This window comes from Alkaliphilus crotonatoxidans (assembly GCF_054658015.1).
The window spans coordinates 707,148-728,255 of sequence record NZ_BAAHXS010000004.1 but is presented as its reverse complement, the minus strand read 5'-3'; the positions used below and the strand labels follow the sequence as shown (position 1 = coordinate 728,255).

Genomic DNA, 21,108 nt, shown 5'->3' with positions numbered 1-21,108 from the left:
TTATGCTTAGTGGTAAGTAGACTAAAAAAGGGGTGTTGCCATTATGAATGAAGAGAAAATTGGCGGAATCAAAACAACCATTGTAAACGAGTTAAACAGCTTCTTAGGGGAGTTGTATGATCGGTTTCATTTGCGTGAAGATAGGCTAGATGATTCAGAAGCTCTAGTGGGTATGGTTCAAAAAGCCCATGAGGAATGGCAGGATGCAGAAAAATTTTTTAACAGCATCACTGATCCAGACTTGATTGATCATGCAATTTATAGGCTGGAGGCAGCAAAAAGCAGGTATATTTACTTATTGAAGCTGGCTAAAAAGGAGGGGGCTAAGGTGAATTTTCACTAGGCCTGTCATATTCCCCGGGTTCAATAATATAATATAGGGAGTAGACCAGCCGTTTATTTTTCTTTTATTTGATTGGGGTGAAGGAATGAACATGGGAATAGAGCTGAATATTATATTAGCCTACGGGCTAGGGTTAATATTATTGTATATTCTTGGATGGATTTTATTGGTTCCCTTAAAGCTGATCCTTAGATTCCTTTGGAATGGTATCATTGGCGGGATAATATTACTTCTTTTTAATTTGATAGGTGGCTTTTTTAATATTTCGTTGGTCATTAACCCAGTCAATGCTTTAGTGGTGGGTTTTTTAGGAATACCGGGGCTGGTACTTTTGCTGTTAATGGGTAGATTGCTATAATAAATAGAGAAGGCTTTATTTAAAGAGATAACTTCGCTTTGCTTTAAGATCGCCAGCGATCTTTTTTTTGTAGTAAAAAGGATATTCCCTTTTGAAAAAATATTATATAATGTATTAGATAATGATATTTTTTGATTGGGGTGAAATTATGAAAATTGGTCTTAGGACCATAAAAACAGGGATTGCTATAGGATTAACCATGCTGATGGCTAAGCTGCTAAAAATAGAATACCCCTTCTTTGCCATGATCGCTGCTTTTATTGCCATTCAGCCAACTGTATCGGATTCCTGGAGGGTCGGATTAAACAGAATGCTGGGGACCTTTATTGGAGCTGCCATTGGGCTCGTTTTTGTGGTACTGGTGCCGGGAAATTTTGTCTTTGGCGGCCTGGGAATGATACTTTTGATATATATAATGAATAAGCTCCATTGGAATGAGTCAATTAATATCGCTGGGGTTGTTTTTATGGCAGTTTTTTTAAATCTTAGCGAGGGTCACGTTAGCTATGCCATACATCGATTACAGGATACCTTTTTAGGAATAGCCGTCGCCGTTGCTGTAAATTACCTAATTTACCCGCCCACCTATGATAACAAAGCACTGGAAGAGCTGAAAAAGGTCACGAAGGTGATATGGAGCTTCCATGTAAGGGCTATGGATAGGCTATTAAGTCTGGATCAGCAGACAGAGGAAAAAAGCTTATTATCAGAGGGTGAAAAAACAAGTGTAGAAAAGGAGCTGTTGGCTTCAGATAACTTTATACAATTGCAGCATAAGCAAGAAAAATTAAGGCTCTATGAAGCAAATCAATTTCATGAAATCGTGCTTACAAACAAACTGATCAAGGAAGTTTATCAACATCTATTAAATATTGAAGGAATATTTGAAAAGGGAATTAATAGTGAAATACTAACCCTGATTGCTGATGATGTAAATGCACTCAATAAAACCTATAATGATTATCGGGAGCTTGATATACAAATATTAAGCCGACAGAACCGTATCGATTTACAGCCGTTAATTGATGTCATACGTAAGGTTAAGAAGCAATTGAAGTATTCTAAGGAAGTTCATCAGTATGCTACTGATGATGTGGTGAAATTGCTTGTTGTGGTGTATAATTTAGAAGAGGCCTTATCTAAGCTGAATATTATCCTCAGTTTTTAAGCACGTTCATTCGTGCTTATTTATATTATTCGATTTTTTTTCAGGAGGTTTATAATAAACATGAAATGAAATTAAAAAAAGGAAGGAAAACCCTGACTTGAATCGAATAATTCATAAAAGGGAGGCAAGAAAAACACTGATTTGGGGAATAGATAAAATATTGCAATTAACAGGGGTGATATTATGTCAAACGAAAAGGGTAATATTGACATAGGAAGAAACTTAAAGATGATCGAGTTCTTAAAATGTGAGCTGCTCAGCAGCATATCCATGCTATTTGAGGTGTTGACAAAGGGTGTAAAGGACAGCCAGGAGGCACTGCTGGAGATTCTGGCTAATATGATACTGGTGACCTATTCCCTGGGAAAAAGGCTAGGAATTGATTATTATCGAGTAGATAAAAAGGTTCAAGAGATGGCGAAACTGCATATGATAGAGGAACACCATCTGGAAAAATGGTACGGAGACCTGTCGAGCCTGAGCCAGCATTTAAAGAACCACGAAAAATAATGATGTGGGAGTGATTTAAAATTGAGTAATACACTAAATAAGCGGGGATTGGCTGAGGCTGCTATTGTTGGTATTGTTGCAGCCTTCTTGGCAGTTGCCTTTATACTAATACCCCCATTACTTTTACTGGCGATGCTTTTACCGGCTCCTTTCATTGTACTGGTGTCTAGGCATTCAATGGTTTATAGCTTGATTTCATTAGTGATTTCGAGCGTTTTGATGAGTATAATCATTGGACCTGTTTTGGCTGTGATTAATTTACTGATATTTATACCCATGGCCCTTGTTATGGGAGATCTAATTAAAAAAGGATATGAGGAATTCAGTATAATTGGAATTGGTACAGCCATTACGGTTTTAACCATTTTTCTTCTAATACAAATTTTTTCCGTAGCTTTAAATATCAGTGTGATCAATGAAATCAGTCTCATATTACAAGATGCTATCGAGAATCAGACGGAAATGCTCATGAGTATGAACCTACAGGTAAATAATATAAAGGAAATGGTAGATACCTTTATGATGGTATTTCCGGCAGTCATTGTAGTACATGGTATTTTGGTGTCCTTTATTAATTACTTTGTATCCGGAGCCATACTAAAAAAGCTGGATAACAGGGAATTATCCCTTTCTGAATTCAGTAACTTTAAACTGCCAAACAATATTGTGATGGGCTCCTTTATCATTATTTTATTAACCTATTTAACAGGTTTTTTTGAAGGTATCTATACCAATACATTACTGGCCAATGTGCTGGTGATCTTTACCTTTATATTTTTTACCCAGGGGCTGGCCTTTATCAGTTATTTACTTAAGAAAATGAAGATTATAAAACCCCTTCGTATCGCTATTTTAATTGGGATGGTTATTGTTAGCCCCCTAATGACATTGATTTCATTAATGGGTTTAATTGATTCAGTATTTGACATGCGGCGACTAAGAACCAGATAGGCAGGGTCAGGCAGTAGTTATTTAGGAGGAAACTCTATGAGAAATAATCGGTTTTTTAAATTGCTTATACCCGACACCAAAATTTACTTAATTATTATTTCTGTGTTCATAGCCTTAATTTCCTTTTACAATATTGTAATTGGAATTGCAGGTATTTTTGTGTTGGCCTATCTAATCTATTATAATTTAAAAATCAGCAATATTAGAAGAGAGGAATGGACCCGCTATATTGAAGGCCTTTCATCAGATATTGATTCTGCTACAAAGCAGGCTATTTTAAATCTGCCCATTCCCCTGACCATCATCGAATTTGATGGTACCATTACCTGGTACAATTCTAAATTTCTTGAAGTAATTGATCGAAAGGATATACTTGAAAAGGATATTCAGGACATTGTTTCTGATTTTAACCTAAAGAATGTATTGCAAAATAAAAAGGATAAAATCAGTGAAATAAAAATTAATGAACGATATTTTTCAGTATTGTATAATATAATTAAGCTGTCGAAGGAGCATGCCTCAAATTATATTATTATGCTTTACTGGGTAGAGAAAACCGAATATCATCAGCTCAAGAAGAAGTTTGAAGATACAAGACCTGTGGTTGCATTAATTCAGGTCGATAATTACGATGAGGTGATGCAGACCACCGATGAAGCAGTTAGACCTAAGCTGGTGGCAGAAATTGATCATCGGGTTAATGTTTGGGCAAGTCAAATAAATGGTTTGGTAAGGAAGTACACCACCGACAAATTTATTGTTATCTTTGAGAAGCAGTATTTAGCTGCCCTTGAAAGTAAAAAATTTGAAATATTAGATGAAATACGTGAAATTAGCTTAGGTAATAGACTACCCTTAACCTTAAGCATTGGGGTAGGTCTTGAGGGTGATACCCCCTTAAAATCCTGTGAACTGGCCAATGCGGCTAAAGACCTTGCTTTGGGTCGTGGCGGTGACCAGGCAGTAGTGAAGAAAAATGAAAAAATTAGCTTTTACGGAGGAAAAACCAAGGCCGTTGAAAAGAGAACCAAGGTGAAGGCCAGGGTAATATCCCACGCCCTGAAGCAGCTTATTGAACAGTGTGATCATGTCATGGTGATGGGGCACAAGAATTCAGATTTAGATGCCTTTGGATCTGCCATAGGGGTTTATCGAGCTGCCCGAAACCTGAATAAGGAAGCCTTTATCGTATTGAATGGGCCTAATCCTGCCATTAAGGTTTTAATGGACCATATTCTTCAAATGGAAGAATATCGAAAGGCTATTATCTCCAATGAAGAGGCCAGGGCACGGGCAGGCAACAATACCCTGCTGGTGGTGGTAGATACCCATCGGCCCAGCTTTACCGAGTGTCCTGAGCTTTTAAAGATGACCGATAACATTGTTGTAATAGACCATCATCGAAGGGGAACTGAATTTATAGAAAATACCGTATTAAATTACCATGAAACCTATGTATCCTCCACCAGTGAACTGGTTACCGAGCTTTTATATTATATGGAGGATAAGGTAAATGTAAATCAAATAGAGGCTGAAGCCCTGCTGGCAGGAATTGCTGTGGATACAAAGAATTTTACCTTTAAAACGGGGGTTAGAACCTTTGAAGCTGCCTCTTTACTTAGGCGGGCAGGGGCCGATACCGTTATTGTGAAACAGCTTTTTCAAGATGACTTAGAAACTGTTTTAGCCAGGGGTGAAGTGGTTCGGTCTGCCAAGATTATTCGGGAAACCGTGGCAATTGCCACCTGTGAAAATGTTAAAAACATTCAGCTTATCGCAGCCCAGGCGGCTGATGAATTATTAAATATTCGAGGGATTACCGCTTCCTTTGTCTTAGGGAAAAAGGAGGATGGGATCATCTTTATCAGCGGTCGATCCATGGGTGACATTAATGTACAGGTAATCTTAGAAAAGCTGGGAGGCGGTGGACATTTAACCGTAGCAGGGGCCCAGCTGGAGGGTTACACCATGGATGAAGCCATTAAACAGGTGGTAAAGGGAATTGAAGAATACTTTGAGGAAGGTGAAGATAAATGAAGGTGATTTTACTACAGGATGTGAAAGGTCAAGGAAAAAAAGGTGATGTCATTAATGCCAGTGATGGTTATGCAAGAAACTTTTTATTTCCCAAGAACCTTGCTATGGAAGCAACAGAAGGGAATATGAAGACCTTAAATGAACAAAAGCAATCCCAGAAGATGAAAAAGGATAAGGAGCTGGAGGAAGCAAAGGAGCTGGCTAAGAAAATTGACAGTCTTACTGTTGAAATAAAGGCAAAATCCGGTGAAGGAGGAAGACTTTTTGGCTCTGTCACAGGAAAGGAAGTTGTTGAAGCGTTGAATAAGACCCATGGAATTAAAGTAGACAAGCGTAAGCTGGTTTTACCCGAGCCCATTAGGGTATTAGGTGTTACAGAGGTGGAGGTTAAGGTTTATCCTAACGTTTCAGGAAAATTAAAGGTACACGTGGTCGAAGAATAGATTTGAGGGTTGGAGGAATACTCCAGCCCTTCGTTAAATAGGAGGAGCTTTATGGAGGGACTAAATCAGTTTAATAAGATTCCGCCCCACAGTATTGAGGCAGAGCAGTCAGTACTGGGCTCAATGCTTTTAGACCGGGAGGCAATTTTAGTTGCATTAGAAATATTAGGACCGAAGGACTTTTATAAAAAGGCCCATGAGGAAATATTTGAGGCCATCTATAATCTCTTCAATAAAAATGAACCGGTGGATTTAACCACCCTAACGGTGGAATTAAAAAACAGGGGAACCCTGGATGCCATAGGAGGTATTCTCTATCTTACTAGTCTGGCCTCGGCGGTGCCATTAACTTCAAATGTACGATATTATGCCGAAATCGTAGAGGAAAAATCAATTTTAAGGAGATTGATTCATTCCTCAGAGGAAATTATTAACCTTGGCTATGGTTCCGAAGACCTTGAGGTAGAAGATATTATTGAACAGGCCCAGAAGAATATTTATGATTTATCGCAAAATCGTTTTCAAGAGGGCTTTACACCTATTAAGGAACTGCTTTCCAAAACCTTTGATCAAATTGAACAGCTATATGAAAATAAAAAAGGAATTACTGGTCTGTCTTCCGGTTTTATTGACTTAGATCGTAAGCTAAGCGGGCTTCATAAGACAGATTTGATTTTGGTAGCTGCCCGGCCTGCCATGGGAAAATCAGCCTTTTCTCTGAATTTGGCCCAAAATGCTGCTGTTAAGGCCGGGGCTTCAGTGGCGGTTTTCAGTCTGGAAATGTCAAAGGAACAGCTTATGCTAAGAATGCTGGCTTCTGAAGCCATGGTAGATTTAAATAAGATTCAGACAGGTAACCTCAATGAGGAGGAATGGGGGAAGATCGCCCAGGCCATGATTCCGTTGTCTCAGGCACAAATTTACTTTGATGATACACCGGGTATTTCGGTTATGGAAATGAGGTCAAAGTGCCGCCGGCTCAAGCTGGAAAAGGGACTGGACCTTGTACTGGTAGATTACCTTCAGCTAATGCAGGGAGACAGACGTTCAGAAAATCGACAGCAGGAAATCTCTGCAATCTCAAGAAATCTTAAGATTATGGCCAAGGAATTGGATTGTCCTGTAATAGCTCTGTCACAGCTTTCCCGGGCCCCCGAACTAAGGGCCGATCATAAGCCTATTTTATCAGACCTGCGGGAATCAGGAGCCATAGAGCAGGATGCTGACCTTGTCATGTTTTTGTATCGTGATGAATATTATAATCCGGAAAGCGACAAAAAGAATCTGGCAGAGGTAATCATTGCAAAGCATCGGCATGGTGAAACTGGTTCTGTCGAGCTAATCTGGCTGGGTAACTTTCAAAAATTCCTTGATTATGAAAAATTTAGAGAGGGTTAATAAATATTTTTTTAGCCACTAAAAGGGGTAAAATAGTAATATAAAGAAATTTAATTCAGATGTTTAATATTGATAGTGATTTTATTAGGATCAAATCAGAGGTAAAATAGAATATTAGATAATGGGGGGTATCAATGGTTGTTGCAAGGGGGAATTTTACCTATATTGTTAAGCTTCAAAGAGGTCATGTGGATATAATGCAGGACTGGGAAGCCCATACTGACCCGTTGTTTCGTTCCTATACGTTTCCCAAAATGAATCATGCCGAAAGGGACTATTGGTATCATAAAAAAACCTATTCCCTGTCTAAAAAGAGCTATGCTGTTTTTAATGAAGATCATAAAATGGTGGGCTATTTATCCCTTAGAAATATCAAGCTGTTTCGAAGAACCAGTGAGCTGGGAATTGTCTTTGATCCTGGGAACTTGAACCAGGGCTATGGTACAGATTGTTTAAGGGCTTTCATTCCATTTTACTTTGAAAAGCTGAAAATGAGCCGGCTAGACCTAAGGGTAGCAGAATTTAATTACAGAGCCCAGCAATGCTATCTTAACAGTGGTTTTGTAATGAAGGGCCTGGAATATAACGAATTTGAAGATCAGGGCCTTGCTGTATTTAAAGATCCCAGTCTAATGGAATATCGAAGGTATTTTAAGATGGAAAATAGAAGGCTAAAATGTCGGTTTATCCATATGTATATTTCAAAGGAAATGTATATGAAAAACAAGGATAATTATCCACAATATCCACCGAACACCTGTGCATAGTTCTGTGGCATATGTGGATAAAAATTAAAAATCTTTCTATTTTAGATCGTATTATCATAATAAATTGTGTAGTACCAATAAGTATAGCCGTGTAGATAAATTAGACACGAAATGGGGAGCTTAAGAATAAGACTGTGAAAAAGTCTGTAGAAGCTGTGGATAAATTTAGTCCTGTTGGATGAGGGTTTTGTTGATAATTTTTTTCATAAATGATAAAATTAAGACGACACTTTTAATAAAGGAGGTAGTATGAATGGCTAAAATAACTGAAGAAATGACCATTATGGATGTGCTAAGAATGGATCGTGAAACAGCGGCTATCTTTATGCGATATGGATTACATTGTCTTGGGTGCCCAGGTGCGACAATGGAAAGTATTGGAGACGCTGGAAGGGTTCATGGTATTGATGTTACAAACTTAGTTGCTGACTTAAATGCGTATTTTGAAGGCAAATAGGTAAGATAAGAAAAGGGTCGGGGCGTTTTAGCTTTGACCCTTTTTCTGTTTTTTGATTGTTCGGAACCTGTACTGTAAGAATCACTATATTCCTGAAAAATTTCATAAATAAGCCCATATTTGTTGACGATAAGCTGATAATTATCGAATATTATTTTGTATTTTCTAAATAATATTCGACTATTGATTGACCAGGGCGGGTATTTGTGATAGTATTATGGAGGAGTTAATGGACAAAGATAAAATTACGAATAAGGGGTGGAATTTATGCCATCAGTGGTAATTATTGGTGCCCAATGGGGTGACGAGGGCAAGGGTAAGGTTATTGATTATCTTGCCGGCGAAGCCGATATGGTTGTTCGTGCCCAGGGCGGTAACAATGCAGGCCATACTGTAATCGTAGAAGATAAAAAATATACCTTTCATTTACTTCCTTCGGGAGTTTTGTATAAGGATAAGCAAAATGTCATCGGTAACGGTGTTGTATTTGATCCAGAGGGTTTTTTAAAGGAAATTGAAGTATTAGAAGCCCAAGGGGTTGATACCTCAAACCTGATGATTGATGAAAGGGTGCATATCATCTTTCCCTATCATAAAAAAATAGATACCCTGGAGGAAGAAGCCAGAGGAAATGATTTGATCGGTACGACAAAAAAAGGCATTGGCCCCTGTTATATGGATAAAATAGAACGTTCGGGTATTCGCCTTGGTGAAATGATGGACAAGGAGCATTTTAAAGAAAGATTATTTCATCAGGTGGAAAGAAAAAATAAAATTATAGAAAAGATTTATGATGAAAAGGGCTTTGATGCCCAGGAAATATATAATACCTACTGTCAATATGCCGACAAAATCCGTAAATATGTTAAAGATACCACCGGCTATGTTCATGAGGCCTTAACCAAAGGAGACAAGGTATTGTTTGAAGGGGCCCAGGGTACTCTTTTGGATATAGACCTGGGTACCTATCCCTATGTCACCTCTTCACATCCCACCTCAGGAGGATTTTGTATTGGGGCCGGAGTCGGGCCCAAAATGATCGGTGAGGTGATTGGAGTTGTCAAGGCCTATACTACCCGGGTGGGAAAGGGTCCCTTCCCCACAGAGCTGGAAAACGAGGTGGGGGATTTAATTAGAACAAAGGGCAGGGAATTTGGTACCACCACCGGCAGGCCTCGACGCTGCGGCTGGTTTGATGGGGTAATGGTGCGTTATACTGCCAGAGTTAACGGGTTAACATCAATATCTCTAATGCTGATGGATGTATTGAGCGGCTTTGACAAAATTAATATGTGTGTTGGGTACGAATATAACGGAGCGGTCATTGAGAACTTTCCGGCTAATTTAAAGATTTTATCCCAGTGCAAGCCGATTTATAAGGAGCTTGATGGATGGCATGAAGATATTTCTCAGGTTGAGCGCTTTGAAGACTTGCCTAATAATGCTAAAAAATATATAGAGGCTATCGAAGCCTATGTAGGGGTTCCTGTTAAAATTGTTTCGGTGGGCCCCAAGAGAAGTCAGACCATCATTCGTGAAGCGATTTTTTAAATGCTGCCTTTCATACAGGTGTTCTTTTTAAAGAATACCTGTATTTTTTATCTTAATATCAATAATTAAACAATAGCATGATTATTAGCAGTTATCGTAGTATTGTAAAATCCAGGGTGTTTTAAAAAAGCATATCTTTAAAAAATGTTGAAAAACCAACTGCTGATTAGGATTATATTTTTATGGAACGCTAGGGAAGCAGGTTATCATATTATATAAAATCAAATTTTTCGACAAAAAAGTGTTGACTTACGATATAATCTGTCTTATTATATATAACTGTGGGCAATGACTTGATCCATTAGCTCAGTCGGTAGAGCACCTGACTTTTAATCAGGGTGTCCCGCGTTCGAGTCGCGGATGGATCACCACTACATATTTATTTCGGCGGTTCTTGGTAAGGGAGACCAAGGGCTGTTGAAACCTGGCCCCTTGGTCAAGCGGTTAAGACACCGCCCTTTCACGGCGGTAACAGGGGTTCGATTCCCCTAGGGGTCACCAGCCTACAGTAAAAAAGCCTTACTCAATGGGAGTAAGGCTTTTTTTAATGAAAATTAAACCTGCCAGCGCAGGTCGTTTCCATAGAATTTTAAAACGCTGTATCTTGAGAACAAGCGAGATCCGATACGGTCATCATATCTTGAGCCAAAATCCTTTGGATTTAGATTCGTAGAGATAATGGTCTTTCTATTGGCCAATAGCCTGCTGTTAATAATGTTAAATAGCTCGCTGTTGGTGAAGGTATTGGTAATTTCGGTTCCCAAATCATCTATGATCAAGAGGTCGGCATCGAATAATAATTGGTATTTTCCCTTATTCTGTTGATTGTGGAAGCGAATCTCCTCCAGAATTTCAAATATTTTAAAAGCGGTTTGGTAAACCACGATTTTTCCCTTATCTAACAGAGCCTTAGCGATACAGTTTGCTAAAAAGGTCTTTCCAAGTCCTGTAGGGCCGTAAAATAAAAGGTTTTCTCCGTTATCCTTATCAAAGTTGATAACAAAGCCCTCACAGGTATTTAAAATTTCCAGCATGTTTTCCCTGGGGCTGACTTCCTGGCCTTCAAAGGGCTCATTGGAGAAAAGATTAATGTCAAAGGTTTGAAAATTCTCTTTTTCTAGTATCAATGAAAGATTGGACATGGCATAGGCCCGGTTTATTAGCTGCTGCTTCAGACAACGGCATTTTTCACCAGATGCAGTGAAGCCTTGGTCCTGGCAATGACTGCATTGATACTGTATTTCTAAGTATTGAAGGGGTATATTGTTTTCCGTTAATAAAAAGGCCCTTTCCTGCCGAAGTGACTCCAGCCTTGCTCTTAGCTCTAAAAGCCTTGCATCAGGGTCTCCCACCTGATTTAAAATGGCCCGGGATATTGAAAGGCCCGCCTGTTTAATTTCCTGATCTATTTCGGCGACACGGGGAATCTTTAGGTATATTTCCTGAACTCTTTTTTCTCTTTGTTCCTTGGCTTGGTTTCTCTTTTTCTCGTATTCTCTTAATATATTCTGCAAATGTTCAGAAAGCATGTGACTTCCTCCTAGCCCTTGTTTTTATTTCTCTGCTTTTTAAGAATAATTGATTCCAGTTCCTCGGCCGTATATTGGTCAAAACGGCTTTCAGAAAGATGAAATTTCGTTTTAAATCGATTTGGCTTGACCGAAGTGTTCTCTGGGGCTGCCTTTACTGGCTTCTTGTCTAAAACTGCTATATCTTCCACTGTTTTGATACCCTTTTGATACCAGTCGGTTAATATGCGATGAATGTAGCTAATATTGGGATTAGAGGTTTTGCTAGCGCTTTCGCAAGCCTTTAAAATGACATCAATTGAAAATTGGTAGGTGTCAGCCCATTGATCCATAAATTTCATATCTGATTCGGCGGGCTCTCTGAAGTGAAAGCCCAGGGCTTTATAAACCCGGTCATACAGGGCAAAACGCTCACCCTGCCTTGTTAAGTACTCCTGAAGCTGATCTAGGGAAGTTATACCCTGGTCGTACCAGTTTCTGATGACGCCCCCAACATAGTTGACACTTTTAATGTTTTTTTTATGCTTACAATAGCTAAAGGCCTTTACAATAAGGGCTGTATCGATATTATAGCTATGGAACCATTCCAGTATAATGCGCTTTTCATTGGGCACCAGGGGCCGGTTAATGATTTTGTTAATGTCCAGAAACATCTCCTTAATCAGGGGAACCTGATTGGCCTCTACCAAATCCTTTGTGGAAAGACCCTGATCTTGGCTTTGCTCTTGAACCCTGGTAGCTTGCTGGGGTTTATAGTTTTTATCGATATATAATTGCTTCAGGTTGATAAATTCTACAGTATAATTCGGGTCATTTTCATCATCAATATGGTGCTTTTTGATGATCTCCTTACTTTCCCAAAAATCCCATGCCGACAGAACGTCTTCTAGGGGAATGTTGAGGTTTTTGGCAATGGTTGTATTATTTACCGCCGTACATTTTTCGGGGTCTAGGGCATATTTATAGGCTAATAAATAGACCTTCACGTGGGTACCGTTGGCCATAGGCATATAGACATCAATAAAGATATTTTCTATGGCCGTATCCCCCAGATCAATAGAAGGTGCTTTTCGTATAAAACCCATTGTTAAATCACTCCATTATTACAGTCTTATTGTTTATTATAACATAGAACCCGGGGGGAATCCTGTGGTAAAGTTTAAATTTAATTAAGGCACAATTCCCCTTACACCATGTAATAGACAGGCTACAAGCTAATTATGGAATAAAATTAGCAAATAGAAATAATATTTTAATAGCAGTATTCTAGAAAGGGGGATTTCAGTGAATTTAGTACTTAATATGAGAAGAAAGCTGATAACAATGGGTATCGCCGGGAGTATGCTTATTTTAGCCCTTATTATACAACTTATCAGTCATAAACAACCCATTGAGTGGGTCTCTAATCCCGATGCCATTAATATCAGGGCTTTTTATGCCATTGAAGCAGAATACCAGTCTGAAACCAAAACAATACAGGCTACTCAACGTATTACCTTTAGAAACGAATTTGAAGCAACCCTTGATCAAATATATTTTCATATTTACCCCAATGTGTTTAAAGAAAAGGATTTGGCCCCCTTTGAAAACAGTGAATTAAGCTTTGCCTACCCCAATGGCTTCAGTCCGGGCTGGATTGAAATTAAAGGGATGAAGGAGCAAAGCCGGAATATTGATTATAGAGTAATAGGTGATACCAATACAATACTCAGAGCTACCCTGGCAAGGCCTTTGGCACCGGGGGAAGAAACGGTCATTGAAATTAAATTTGATGTTCAGCTACCCAATGCCGTTGGCAGGATGGGCTATGGTGATGATACGGTTAATATCAACAACTGGTATCCAATTTTAGCAGTCTATAATGAGCTGGGTTGGCATTTAGACCCCTATTATCCCATAGGCGATCCCTTTTACAGTGAAGTGGCGGCCTATGAAGTAAAGCTCAGTATACCCGATGATTATATCGTGGCAGCCACCGGGGAATTGGTGAAGGAGCAGCAGCAAAGAGGAAAGAAAATTTATCATCTGAGGGCCGAAAATGTAAGGGATTTTTCCATTGTTATTAGTAGAAATTTTTTAGTAGCCAGTGGGCAGGTAGATGGAATTGAAGTAAACTCCTATACCCTGGATGAGTATAAAAGTAAGGCAGCCCTTCAATTCAGCATAGATTCAATTGAAATTTTTAATCGTCTATTTGGAAAATATCCTTACCAAAAGCTTTCTGTCGTGGCCAGTGATTTTCACCTGGGGGGAATGGAATATCCCAATTTGGTGATGATCAGCAAAGATTTGTATCAAATGAAGGAGGATTTTCCTCTGGAATATGTTATTGCCCATGAAATTGCTCATCAATGGTGGTATGGAATCGTAGGCAATAATCAGGTAAAGGAGCCCTGGTTGGATGAGGCTTTGACAGAATATTCAACTTTAATGTATTTTGAAGAGAAGTATGGGGAACATATAAAGGAACAAATTATGGAAAAAATGATGAAGGCCCAGTATGAAGGCTTTATTGCCCTTGAGCCAGACAAGGGAGAGGGGATTTTAAGAAGTCTGAAGGAATTTGACAGCTCCCATGAGTACAGCAGCATTGTTTATAGCAAAGGAGCCCTTTTTGTTGAGGCCCTAAGGTCAGAAATGGGGGATGAGGCCTTTTTAAAGAGCCTGAGGGAGTATTATTCAGCATATCAATTCAAAAATGCCACCACGAAGGATTTTTTTGAAATCTGCCAAAGTAATACAGAAAAAATACTTGATTATCTTTTTCAGGAGTGGTTAAAGGTTGAATTTGAATAAATGGAGGGAATTAGGGAATAATAATTCCGGAATAGAACACTAGTTTGGGGTTGAATATGACAAATTGAATATTATATAATTATAGGGTGATTATTACGAAAATATTACAAAAGTCCTAGGAATTTTTAAAAAATAGGATTGATGAACTGCACGACAACCGAACACTCTTCAAAATTTTCAAGCTGGTGCTTTTATCCCGGCTTTGAGAGGAGATAATATGGATGAACCAAAGGTTTATGAAGCATCTTCATATAAAATTTAATTTGTACATAAGAAAAGCAAGCCTTAAGACAAAAAATATAAAGCTGTTATTACAGCAAGCCCTTTACAATGCAAAGAGAGCTTATTACAAGCTGAGTCCTCAAAATAGGAAAAAATATACAATCATAGCTGCTTCAATTGTATCTATTCTAATGATTGCCCTATTAACCAATCAGTGGATGAACAATACCCTTCGGGCCTACGAGGTTATTGTAGATGGCCAGGTTATAGGAGTTGTAAGGGAAGAGGAAGATTTTTGGCAGGCTGTTGAGATTGCACAGGATGAAATTAAAACCATTTATCATCAGGAAATAGACCTATCTGAAGATGTTGTGCTGAAATCTACTAAGGCTGATGATGAGGCCTTAACAAAGGAAGCCTATATTATTAATAATATCAAAAGACTCATGAACATACAGATTAAGGCTGTAGCCATTATGGTAAACGGCGAGGAAGTTACTTTAGTAAAGGATATGGAAACTGCAGAGGCTGTTTTAGCGGCCCTGAAGGAACCCTACATAAATGCAGATCAAGACTATGAGGCGGTTGACTTTAAAGAGTCTGTTGAATTGGTAGGTGTCATGAGCAGCAGTGGTGTCATTAGAGATAAAGAGGATGCCATCAATTTAATTACTAATGGCACCGATGAGGTAAAGATCCATGAGGTACAAAACGGCGAAAATACCTGGGTCATTGCCAGAAACCATGATCTTACGGTTGAAGATATACAAAAGGCTAATCCTGATTTAAATCCTGAAAAATTAAAAATAGGGCAGGAAATCAGCTTGGTGGTACCAAAGCCTTATGTTACGGTACTAACTAAAGAATATGTAGAAATGGTTGAAACGGTACCCTATGAAACTGTCTATGAAGAAACTGACTCCCTCTATGAAGGCGATAAAAAGATTATTGCCCAGGGTGAAGAAGGTTCAAGGGAAATAAAGGGTTATCTAATTAAAGAAAATGGTGTTGAGGTGGACCGGGAAATATTAGAAGAAAAGGTATTAGCGGAGCCTCAGATAAGGGTTGTTGCCGAGGGAACAAAGGCTCGTCCTAAAACCATGGCTACTGGTGTTTTTGCAAATCCTTCCCGGGGGACCTTAACCTCCCGCTTTGGCTCCAGATGGGGCTCAATGCATACAGGGATTGATATTGCCAATAAAACAGGTACGCCAATATATGCCGCCGATGGGGGCAAGGTTTCCTTTTCAGGCTCCAATGGTGCCTATGGTAACCTGGTCATTATTGATCATGAAAATGGATACCAGACCTATTATGCCCATTGCAGCAAGCTGCTGGTAAGTAAAGGTGATCGGGTTTATAAGGGTCAGCATATTGCCAATGTAGGAAATACCGGTAGAAGCACAGGCCCTCACCTACACTTTGAAGTAAGAAAAAATGGAACACCGATTAACCCCTTGGGCTATGTAAAATATTAAGTAAAATAGCTTAGCGTGACCAATTTCTGGTCACGCTTTATTTATACCCCGATATCGCTAAACAAAACAAAAGTGACTTATAAAATTAAAATCAATAAAACCACCAATAGTACCCAGAACCAACTACCAAAGCCTGAGAATGAACCAAAGGGGCTGCCGCCGACGGGACTGGAGGGAGGTTTCGGTGAAGGTGAAGGCTTCATGGTGCCAACAATCTTTTTAATATCTAAGAGTCCTGCTCCCTGAACATCAGGACTCAAGCCAAGCTGCAGGGCATTTCCGACAATGGTATCCTTCACCTGATTCGGTAATGCCTGGGGATTTTTTTCATATAGCAGAGCCGCACAGCCCGCTACAATGGGGGTAGCCATTGAGGTACCGGAAAGGCTGGTATAGCCGCTACCCTCGTGGCTTAAAGAATGTATGCTTACCCCTGGAGCTAATATGTCGGGTTTGGTAATTCCGTCAACCGTTGGTCCCCTGCTGGAAAATTCAGCAATCGTTACTTTGCCGGCCTCCTTTGCCTTTCGGTCATCGCAGGCACCTACGGCAATTACACTGGGGCTTATGGCGGGTGAATTAATGGTTGCCTCCTTCGGACCATTGTTCCCTGCTGCCGTAACAACGGTAATGCCTGCTGAAACAGCCGCAGAAACCGCTTGACAAAGGGGATCCTGTCGATAAGAGGTTTTAGCCTTTGTACCTAAAGACATGGTCATAACCTTAATATTATAGCGCTCACGATTTTCTATTGTCCATTGAATCCCGGCAATAACATCTGAAATACTGCCGCCGCCATCTTGATTTAAGACCTTTACACCGATGATGTTGGCGTCTGGAGCCACACCCATATATTTTCCCCTGGAAGAAAAACCGTTTCCGGCAATAATTCCGGCTACGTGGGTTCCGTGGCCATCATCATCATAGGGTTCAGACTTTTTATTGATGAGGTCATGGAAAGCCACAATACGGTTAACCGGTGTGGTTAAATCATAATGGGGATATACCCCCGTATCAATAACAGCCACCCCTACATTTTTTCCCGTCAATCCTGTTTCGTTGGCATAATCTGAACCGACGGTAACGGTGGCAATATCCATTAATTTAAAAGCCATATCATCAAAAAATATCTTTTCTATGATATTCTCCCTGGCAACGCTTCTGACACCCACCGAGGGGAGCTGAACGGCAACGGCATTAATGATATTTAACTTATGCTTGATTGTACCCCCCAGGCTTTTGACAAAGGCCTCCAGGTCTTCACATTCACAATCCTTGGCGGTTATAATAACGGGTATATCCTCTCCTTCAGCCTCCATTAATCGTTCCACCACTAAATCATCAATGATATTTCTATATCCAAACACAGCGGGCCCTCCTTTATTAACATTCTAATATAAGGTATGCCATGGCAGAGAAAAAGTGATAAAAAAGATGAATATTTCAACGAAATCATGTAAATTTTTCCTCGGTGGAAGTTTACATAATTATGTGTTATAATGGTTTAGTATTAACTGTCATACCCTTTAGAAAGGGGGATTATTATGGGAAAGAGAAGGATGCCTTCATCAAATTTCTATCTAATTATCCTCTTGACAATTGTGTTATTCATTTTGCTTGCCGGCCTGAGAACCCAGGTAGTACTTGCATCTGCCAGACCCCTGGTCAGGGGCTTGGAACAGCAGCTTGTAGCTATTCAAGTAAGGAATTATAAACAGATAGAGACAGACCACTATCAAATTAAATATCAAAATATTAATGGAGAAACCCTTGATTTAATAGCAGAAACGGCAGAAAAAAAATACTGGGCCGTCAGTGAAGCCTTTCAATATAAGCCTGATGGCAAAATTACCTTGATCATTTATGATGATCCAGAAGAAATGCTAAAGGTAAATTTTTTAAACAAAGACAATCCTCCAATGGGGGTTTATTTTGGTAATAGCCTTCATATTTTAGATCCAAGCCATTGGATTAGTGATCAGCAAAATATGAAAATAATATTTGAAAGCCAGGGGCCGGTGCTTCATGAGCTGGTGCACCTCTTTACCGATCATCTTGGTGGAGGGAACTTTCCCCTCTGGTTTACTGAAGGGGTAAGCCTCTATTATGAGTATGCTTTAGATGGCTATGAGTGGGGTAAAGAAGTAATTGTTCCGAAGGATTATACCCTAAAGAAGTTATATCACTCCTTTAACCAGCTTGACCAGTACCAGGCCTATACCAAGGCCTTTCGTATTGTCAAAGGCTATGTAGAGGAAAATGGAGAAAAAGCCCTTTTAGAGATTATTAACTCCCTTGGCAGGGGAGCCAGACTTGAGCACTATTTTCCGATTTCTGAATAATTTAATTAGAAGGGTCAGTATACTACCTTGAACCTTAAAGGGCTCAAGTGCCTCCAGGTATCTTTACGGGGCCTCGGGCCCTTGAATATGGTCCACAGGTATTTTTACTGGGTAAATTATTCAAAGCAATAATTAAATATTTTACCAGCAGGAAAATCATGTAGATTAGTAGAATGATAAAATGATGAAATCCTTATGAGGTGATTTAAGTGATGGAGAGAAAAATTCTAATTGTGGAAGATGAGAAGCCCATATCTGAGATCGTTAAGTTTAATCTAGAGAAGGAAGGCTATTTGGTTGAGACAGCCTTTGACGGGGAAGAAGCATTACATAAGGTTGCAAAATTTAATCCTGATTTAGTACTCTTGGATTTAATGCTGCCTAAGCTGGATGGCTTTCAGGTATGTCGGAAAATTCGGGAGAGCTTTTCCATGCCAATCTTAATGCTGACTGCAAAGGAAGAGGAGCTCGATAAGGTTTTAGGCCTTGAAATGGGAGCTGATGACTATATTACGAAACCCTTTGGAATGAGGGAGCTTTTAGCCAGGGTAAAGGCCCACCTTAGAAGAAACAACATTGTTGATGGTGATAAAAAGGGCGGAGTGATGACTTCGGGTGATCTTGTAATTGATTTTAATAAGTATGAGGTAAAAAAGGATCATCATGTTGTAGAACTAACCTCGAGGGAATTTGAGCTGCTTCGATTTTTATCCACCCAGGCAGAGCTGGTCTTTACCCGGGAACAGCTTTTAAAAGAGGTTTGGGGCTATGAATATTATGGTGATATTCGTACTGTTGATGTAACCATTCGAAGGCTGAGGGAAAAAATTGAAGATAATTCAAGTAGTCCCAAATATATAATGACCAAAAGGGGAGTCGGCTATTATTTTAGGAGGGCATAAGTATGTTTAAAAGCATAAGGTGGAAATTTATCACGATTTATTTCCTCCTTGTATTTATTGCCATGGTGATTATTGGGGTTTTCTTGCTGCAGCAATTTCAAGAGTATCATTTAAGCGAAGTCAGCAGTAATCTTAGGGGAATTGCCAACAATGTCAGACTAACCCTGGAAGATATCGACTGGGTTAACAATCGTGAGGACATTCAAGAGAATATCCTCAGATACGAAGAAACCGCAGCAGTGGGGATGGAGATTTATGTTGTTGAAAGGGACAGCAATTTTACCATTATAGCCGGTACCAATTTAACCTATCTGAATCATAATGCAATGGAAATTTTAGAGCCGGATCTAATCATGTCGGCCTTTAATGGAGAATATCGGGAAATGGATGTGTCGAGGGGAGAGGGCGTCAGCACCAAGAACCTTGTTTACCCGGTGCATGATGACCACAGCCGTGTGATTGGTGCCATATACCTTAGAAAAAACTTAGATGTTATCTATAAAACCCTACGAGAATCTACCTGGATATTAATTCGAGCTACCGTTTTAGCTCTTTTTATTACTGTTATACTGGGATATTTAATTGCTAAAAGTATTACCACACCTATCAATGATGTAACCATAAAGGCAGAAAAAATGGCCAAGGGTGATTTTGATCAGGTGGTTGAAATTAAGTCCAGTGACGAGATTGGGCAGCTGGCATCGATGTTTAACTATTTAACGGCCCGTTTAAAGTCGGTACTACAGGAAATGTCCAATGAAAAGCAAAAAATGGATACGATTATTACCTATATGGCCGATGGACTGGTGGCGGTTACTGAAGAGGGTAAAATCCTGCATGCCAATCCAAGGGCCCTAGAGATGCTCAATATAAAGGAGGAGGAGTTAAATCGTATTTCCTACGATTCAATCTTTACCGCCTATAACGAGCGATTGTCTATTGATCGGCTAAAGCAGGGAGAAGGAAACCTTTCTGGCAGTGAAATGATGGTGTTAAACAACAATGTCATTTTACGGGCCAATTATGCTCCCTTTAATAATGAAAAGGGTGCTTTCGGCGGAATTATACTATTGCTTCAGGATGTTACTAAGCATGAAAAGCTGGAAAAGATGAGGAAGGAATTTGTTGCTAATGTGTCTCATGAGCTGAAGACCCCGCTGACAACCATTAAAAGCTATACTGAAACATTGCTTGATGGTGCTGTTGAAAATCTTCAATTGACTACTCAGTTTTTGCAGGTAATTGATAATGAAGCCGACAGAATGAGCAGGCTGGTAAGGGATTTGCTGCAGCTAAGCAATATAGATTATCAAAAAAATAAATGGCATAAGCGTACCATTGATTTAAATAAAATCCTGAAAAAGGCAGTTGTAAAATTAGAGGTTGCTGCCAAAAATAAAAATCAAATACTAGATTTCGAATTAAAAAGTTCTTCCATACCCCTATATGCCGATGAGGATCGAATTGAGCAGGTGCTTTTAAACATCATCAGCAATTCAATAAAATATACTCCCAACGGGGGCCAGATTAACATTACCTTAGAAAATTCCGGAACCCATGGTGTAGTTGTAATTAGTGATACGGGTATAGGGATTCCCAAGGAGGATTTACCCAGGCTTTTTGAACGTTTTTATCGTGTAGACAAGGCCCGTTCCCGGGAGATGGGCGGAACCGGCCTGGGGCTTGCAATTGCTAAAGAGATTATTGATGCTCATCAGGGTTCAATTGAAATTACCAGTATGGAGGAGCAGGGCACCTGTGTTACCATTAAACTGCCCCTGATCGAGGAAAATATGTGTAATTGATTCTTAATTTCCTTGTAATATGGTTGTAATATTATTTTTGTATAATGATAG

Annotated in this window: 19 protein-coding genes and 2 tRNA genes; 18 read left to right on the top strand and 3 right to left on the bottom strand. The window is 39.4% G+C overall.

Annotation, left to right across the window (positions count from 1 at the left end; genetic code table 11):
• Nucleotides 1–43: 43 nt before the first annotated feature.
• From ACYQ1I_RS05975 to ACYQ1I_RS05915, 13 genes are all read left to right on the top strand, one after another.
• Nucleotides 44–343 (top strand): DUF2508 family protein, encoded by a 300-nt coding sequence (locus tag ACYQ1I_RS05975; RefSeq protein WP_459763352.1) that lies wholly within the window; start codon nt 44–46, stop codon nt 341–343.
• Between the two features lie 85 nt (nt 344–428).
• A complete protein-coding gene (locus ACYQ1I_RS05970) occupies nt 429–701 on the top strand; it encodes a pro-sigmaK processing inhibitor BofA family protein (protein ID WP_459763350.1) in 273 nt (90 codons plus the stop codon).
• Nucleotides 702–849: 148 nt separating this feature from the next.
• Entirely contained in the window at nt 850–1,869 is a 1,020-nt protein-coding gene (locus ACYQ1I_RS05965; protein WP_459763348.1) for an FUSC family protein, read from the top strand.
• A gap of 183 nt (nt 1,870–2,052) precedes the next feature.
• On the top strand, nt 2,053–2,379 hold the full coding sequence (locus ACYQ1I_RS05960) for a MazG-like family protein (protein ID WP_459763346.1): 327 nt from the start codon (nt 2,053–2,055) through the stop codon (nt 2,377–2,379).
• Nucleotides 2,380–2,400: 21 nt separating this feature from the next.
• Nucleotides 2,401–3,330 carry a DUF2232 domain-containing protein gene (locus ACYQ1I_RS05955; protein ID WP_459763344.1) on the top strand — a complete coding sequence of 310 codons (930 nt, stop codon included), beginning with the start codon at nt 2,401–2,403 and terminating at the stop codon, nt 3,328–3,330.
• 36 nt (nt 3,331–3,366) lie between these two features.
• The gene (locus ACYQ1I_RS05950) at nt 3,367–5,367 is read left to right on the top strand and encodes a DHH family phosphoesterase (protein ID WP_459763342.1); all 2,001 of its coding nucleotides are present in this window, start codon (nt 3,367–3,369) and stop codon (nt 5,365–5,367) included.
• Nucleotides 5,364–5,810 carry a 50S ribosomal protein L9 gene (gene rplI / locus ACYQ1I_RS05945; RefSeq protein WP_459763340.1) on the top strand — a complete coding sequence of 149 codons (447 nt, stop codon included), beginning with the start codon at nt 5,364–5,366 and terminating at the stop codon, nt 5,808–5,810. Before ACYQ1I_RS05950 ends, rplI begins: the two co-directional genes overlap by 4 nt.
• A 51-nt stretch (nt 5,811–5,861) precedes the next feature.
• Nucleotides 5,862–7,208 (top strand): replicative DNA helicase, encoded by a 1,347-nt coding sequence (dnaB, locus tag ACYQ1I_RS05940; protein ID WP_459763338.1) that lies wholly within the window; start codon nt 5,862–5,864, stop codon nt 7,206–7,208.
• Nucleotides 7,209–7,342: 134 nt separating this feature from the next.
• Nucleotides 7,343–7,975: a GNAT family N-acetyltransferase gene (locus tag ACYQ1I_RS05935; protein ID WP_459763336.1), complete on the top strand. Its 633-nt coding sequence runs from the start codon at nt 7,343–7,345 to the stop codon at nt 7,973–7,975.
• Between the two features lie 253 nt (nt 7,976–8,228).
• Nucleotides 8,229–8,432: a DUF1858 domain-containing protein gene (locus tag ACYQ1I_RS05930; RefSeq protein WP_459763334.1), complete on the top strand. Its 204-nt coding sequence runs from the start codon at nt 8,229–8,231 to the stop codon at nt 8,430–8,432.
• Between the two features lie 267 nt (nt 8,433–8,699).
• Nucleotides 8,700–9,983 (top strand): adenylosuccinate synthase, encoded by a 1,284-nt coding sequence (locus ACYQ1I_RS05925; RefSeq protein WP_459763332.1) that lies wholly within the window; start codon nt 8,700–8,702, stop codon nt 9,981–9,983.
• 295 nt (nt 9,984–10,278) lie between these two features.
• Nucleotides 10,279–10,354 (top strand) — tRNA-Lys (locus tag ACYQ1I_RS05920).
• A gap of 55 nt (nt 10,355–10,409) precedes the next feature.
• Nucleotides 10,410–10,484 (top strand) — tRNA-Glu (locus ACYQ1I_RS05915).
• A 53-nt stretch (nt 10,485–10,537) separates the two neighbouring features.
• On the opposite strand, the gene ACYQ1I_RS05910 is transcribed toward ACYQ1I_RS05915, so the two are convergent.
• Together ACYQ1I_RS05910 and ACYQ1I_RS05905 are read right to left on the bottom strand one after the other, a co-directional pair.
• The gene (locus ACYQ1I_RS05910; RefSeq protein ID WP_459763330.1) at nt 10,538–11,512 is read right to left on the bottom strand and encodes an ATP-binding protein; all 975 of its coding nucleotides are present in this window, start codon (nt 11,510–11,512) and stop codon (nt 10,538–10,540) included.
• A gap of 11 nt (nt 11,513–11,523) precedes the next feature.
• Nucleotides 11,524–12,597, bottom strand: coding sequence for a DnaD domain protein (locus ACYQ1I_RS05905; protein ID WP_459763328.1), 1,074 nt, complete (start codon nt 12,595–12,597; stop codon nt 11,524–11,526).
• Nucleotides 12,598–12,796: 199 nt separating this feature from the next.
• Between ACYQ1I_RS05905 and ACYQ1I_RS05900 the strand changes: the two genes are divergently transcribed.
• Entirely contained in the window at nt 12,797–14,308 is a 1,512-nt protein-coding gene (locus ACYQ1I_RS05900; protein ID WP_459763327.1) for a M1 family metallopeptidase, read from the top strand.
• A gap of 221 nt (nt 14,309–14,529) precedes the next feature.
• Entirely contained in the window at nt 14,530–16,008 is a 1,479-nt protein-coding gene (locus ACYQ1I_RS05895) for a peptidoglycan DD-metalloendopeptidase family protein (protein ID WP_459763325.1), read from the top strand.
• Between the two features lie 77 nt (nt 16,009–16,085).
• Here ACYQ1I_RS05895 and ACYQ1I_RS05890 read toward each other — a convergent pair whose 3' ends face one another.
• Entirely contained in the window at nt 16,086–17,375 is a 1,290-nt protein-coding gene (locus ACYQ1I_RS05890) for a S8 family peptidase (protein WP_459763323.1), read from the bottom strand.
• Between the two features lie 177 nt (nt 17,376–17,552).
• Here ACYQ1I_RS05890 and ACYQ1I_RS05885 point away from each other — a divergent pair, with 177 nt between their 5' ends.
• The 3 genes from ACYQ1I_RS05885 (at nt 17,553) to ACYQ1I_RS05875 (ending at nt 21,057) form a co-directional block, all read left to right on the top strand.
• Nucleotides 17,553–18,350, top strand: coding sequence for a peptidase MA family metallohydrolase (locus ACYQ1I_RS05885; RefSeq protein WP_459763321.1), 798 nt, complete (start codon nt 17,553–17,555; stop codon nt 18,348–18,350).
• A 212-nt stretch (nt 18,351–18,562) separates the two neighbouring features.
• Complete coding sequence (locus ACYQ1I_RS05880; RefSeq protein ID WP_459763319.1) at nt 18,563–19,252, top strand: response regulator; 690 nt, start codon at nt 18,563–18,565, stop codon at nt 19,250–19,252.
• 2 nt (nt 19,253–19,254) lie between these two features.
• Nucleotides 19,255–21,057 carry a sensor histidine kinase gene (locus ACYQ1I_RS05875; RefSeq protein ID WP_459763317.1) on the top strand — a complete coding sequence of 601 codons (1,803 nt, stop codon included), beginning with the start codon at nt 19,255–19,257 and terminating at the stop codon, nt 21,055–21,057.
• Nucleotides 21,058–21,108: the final 51 nt, after the last annotated feature.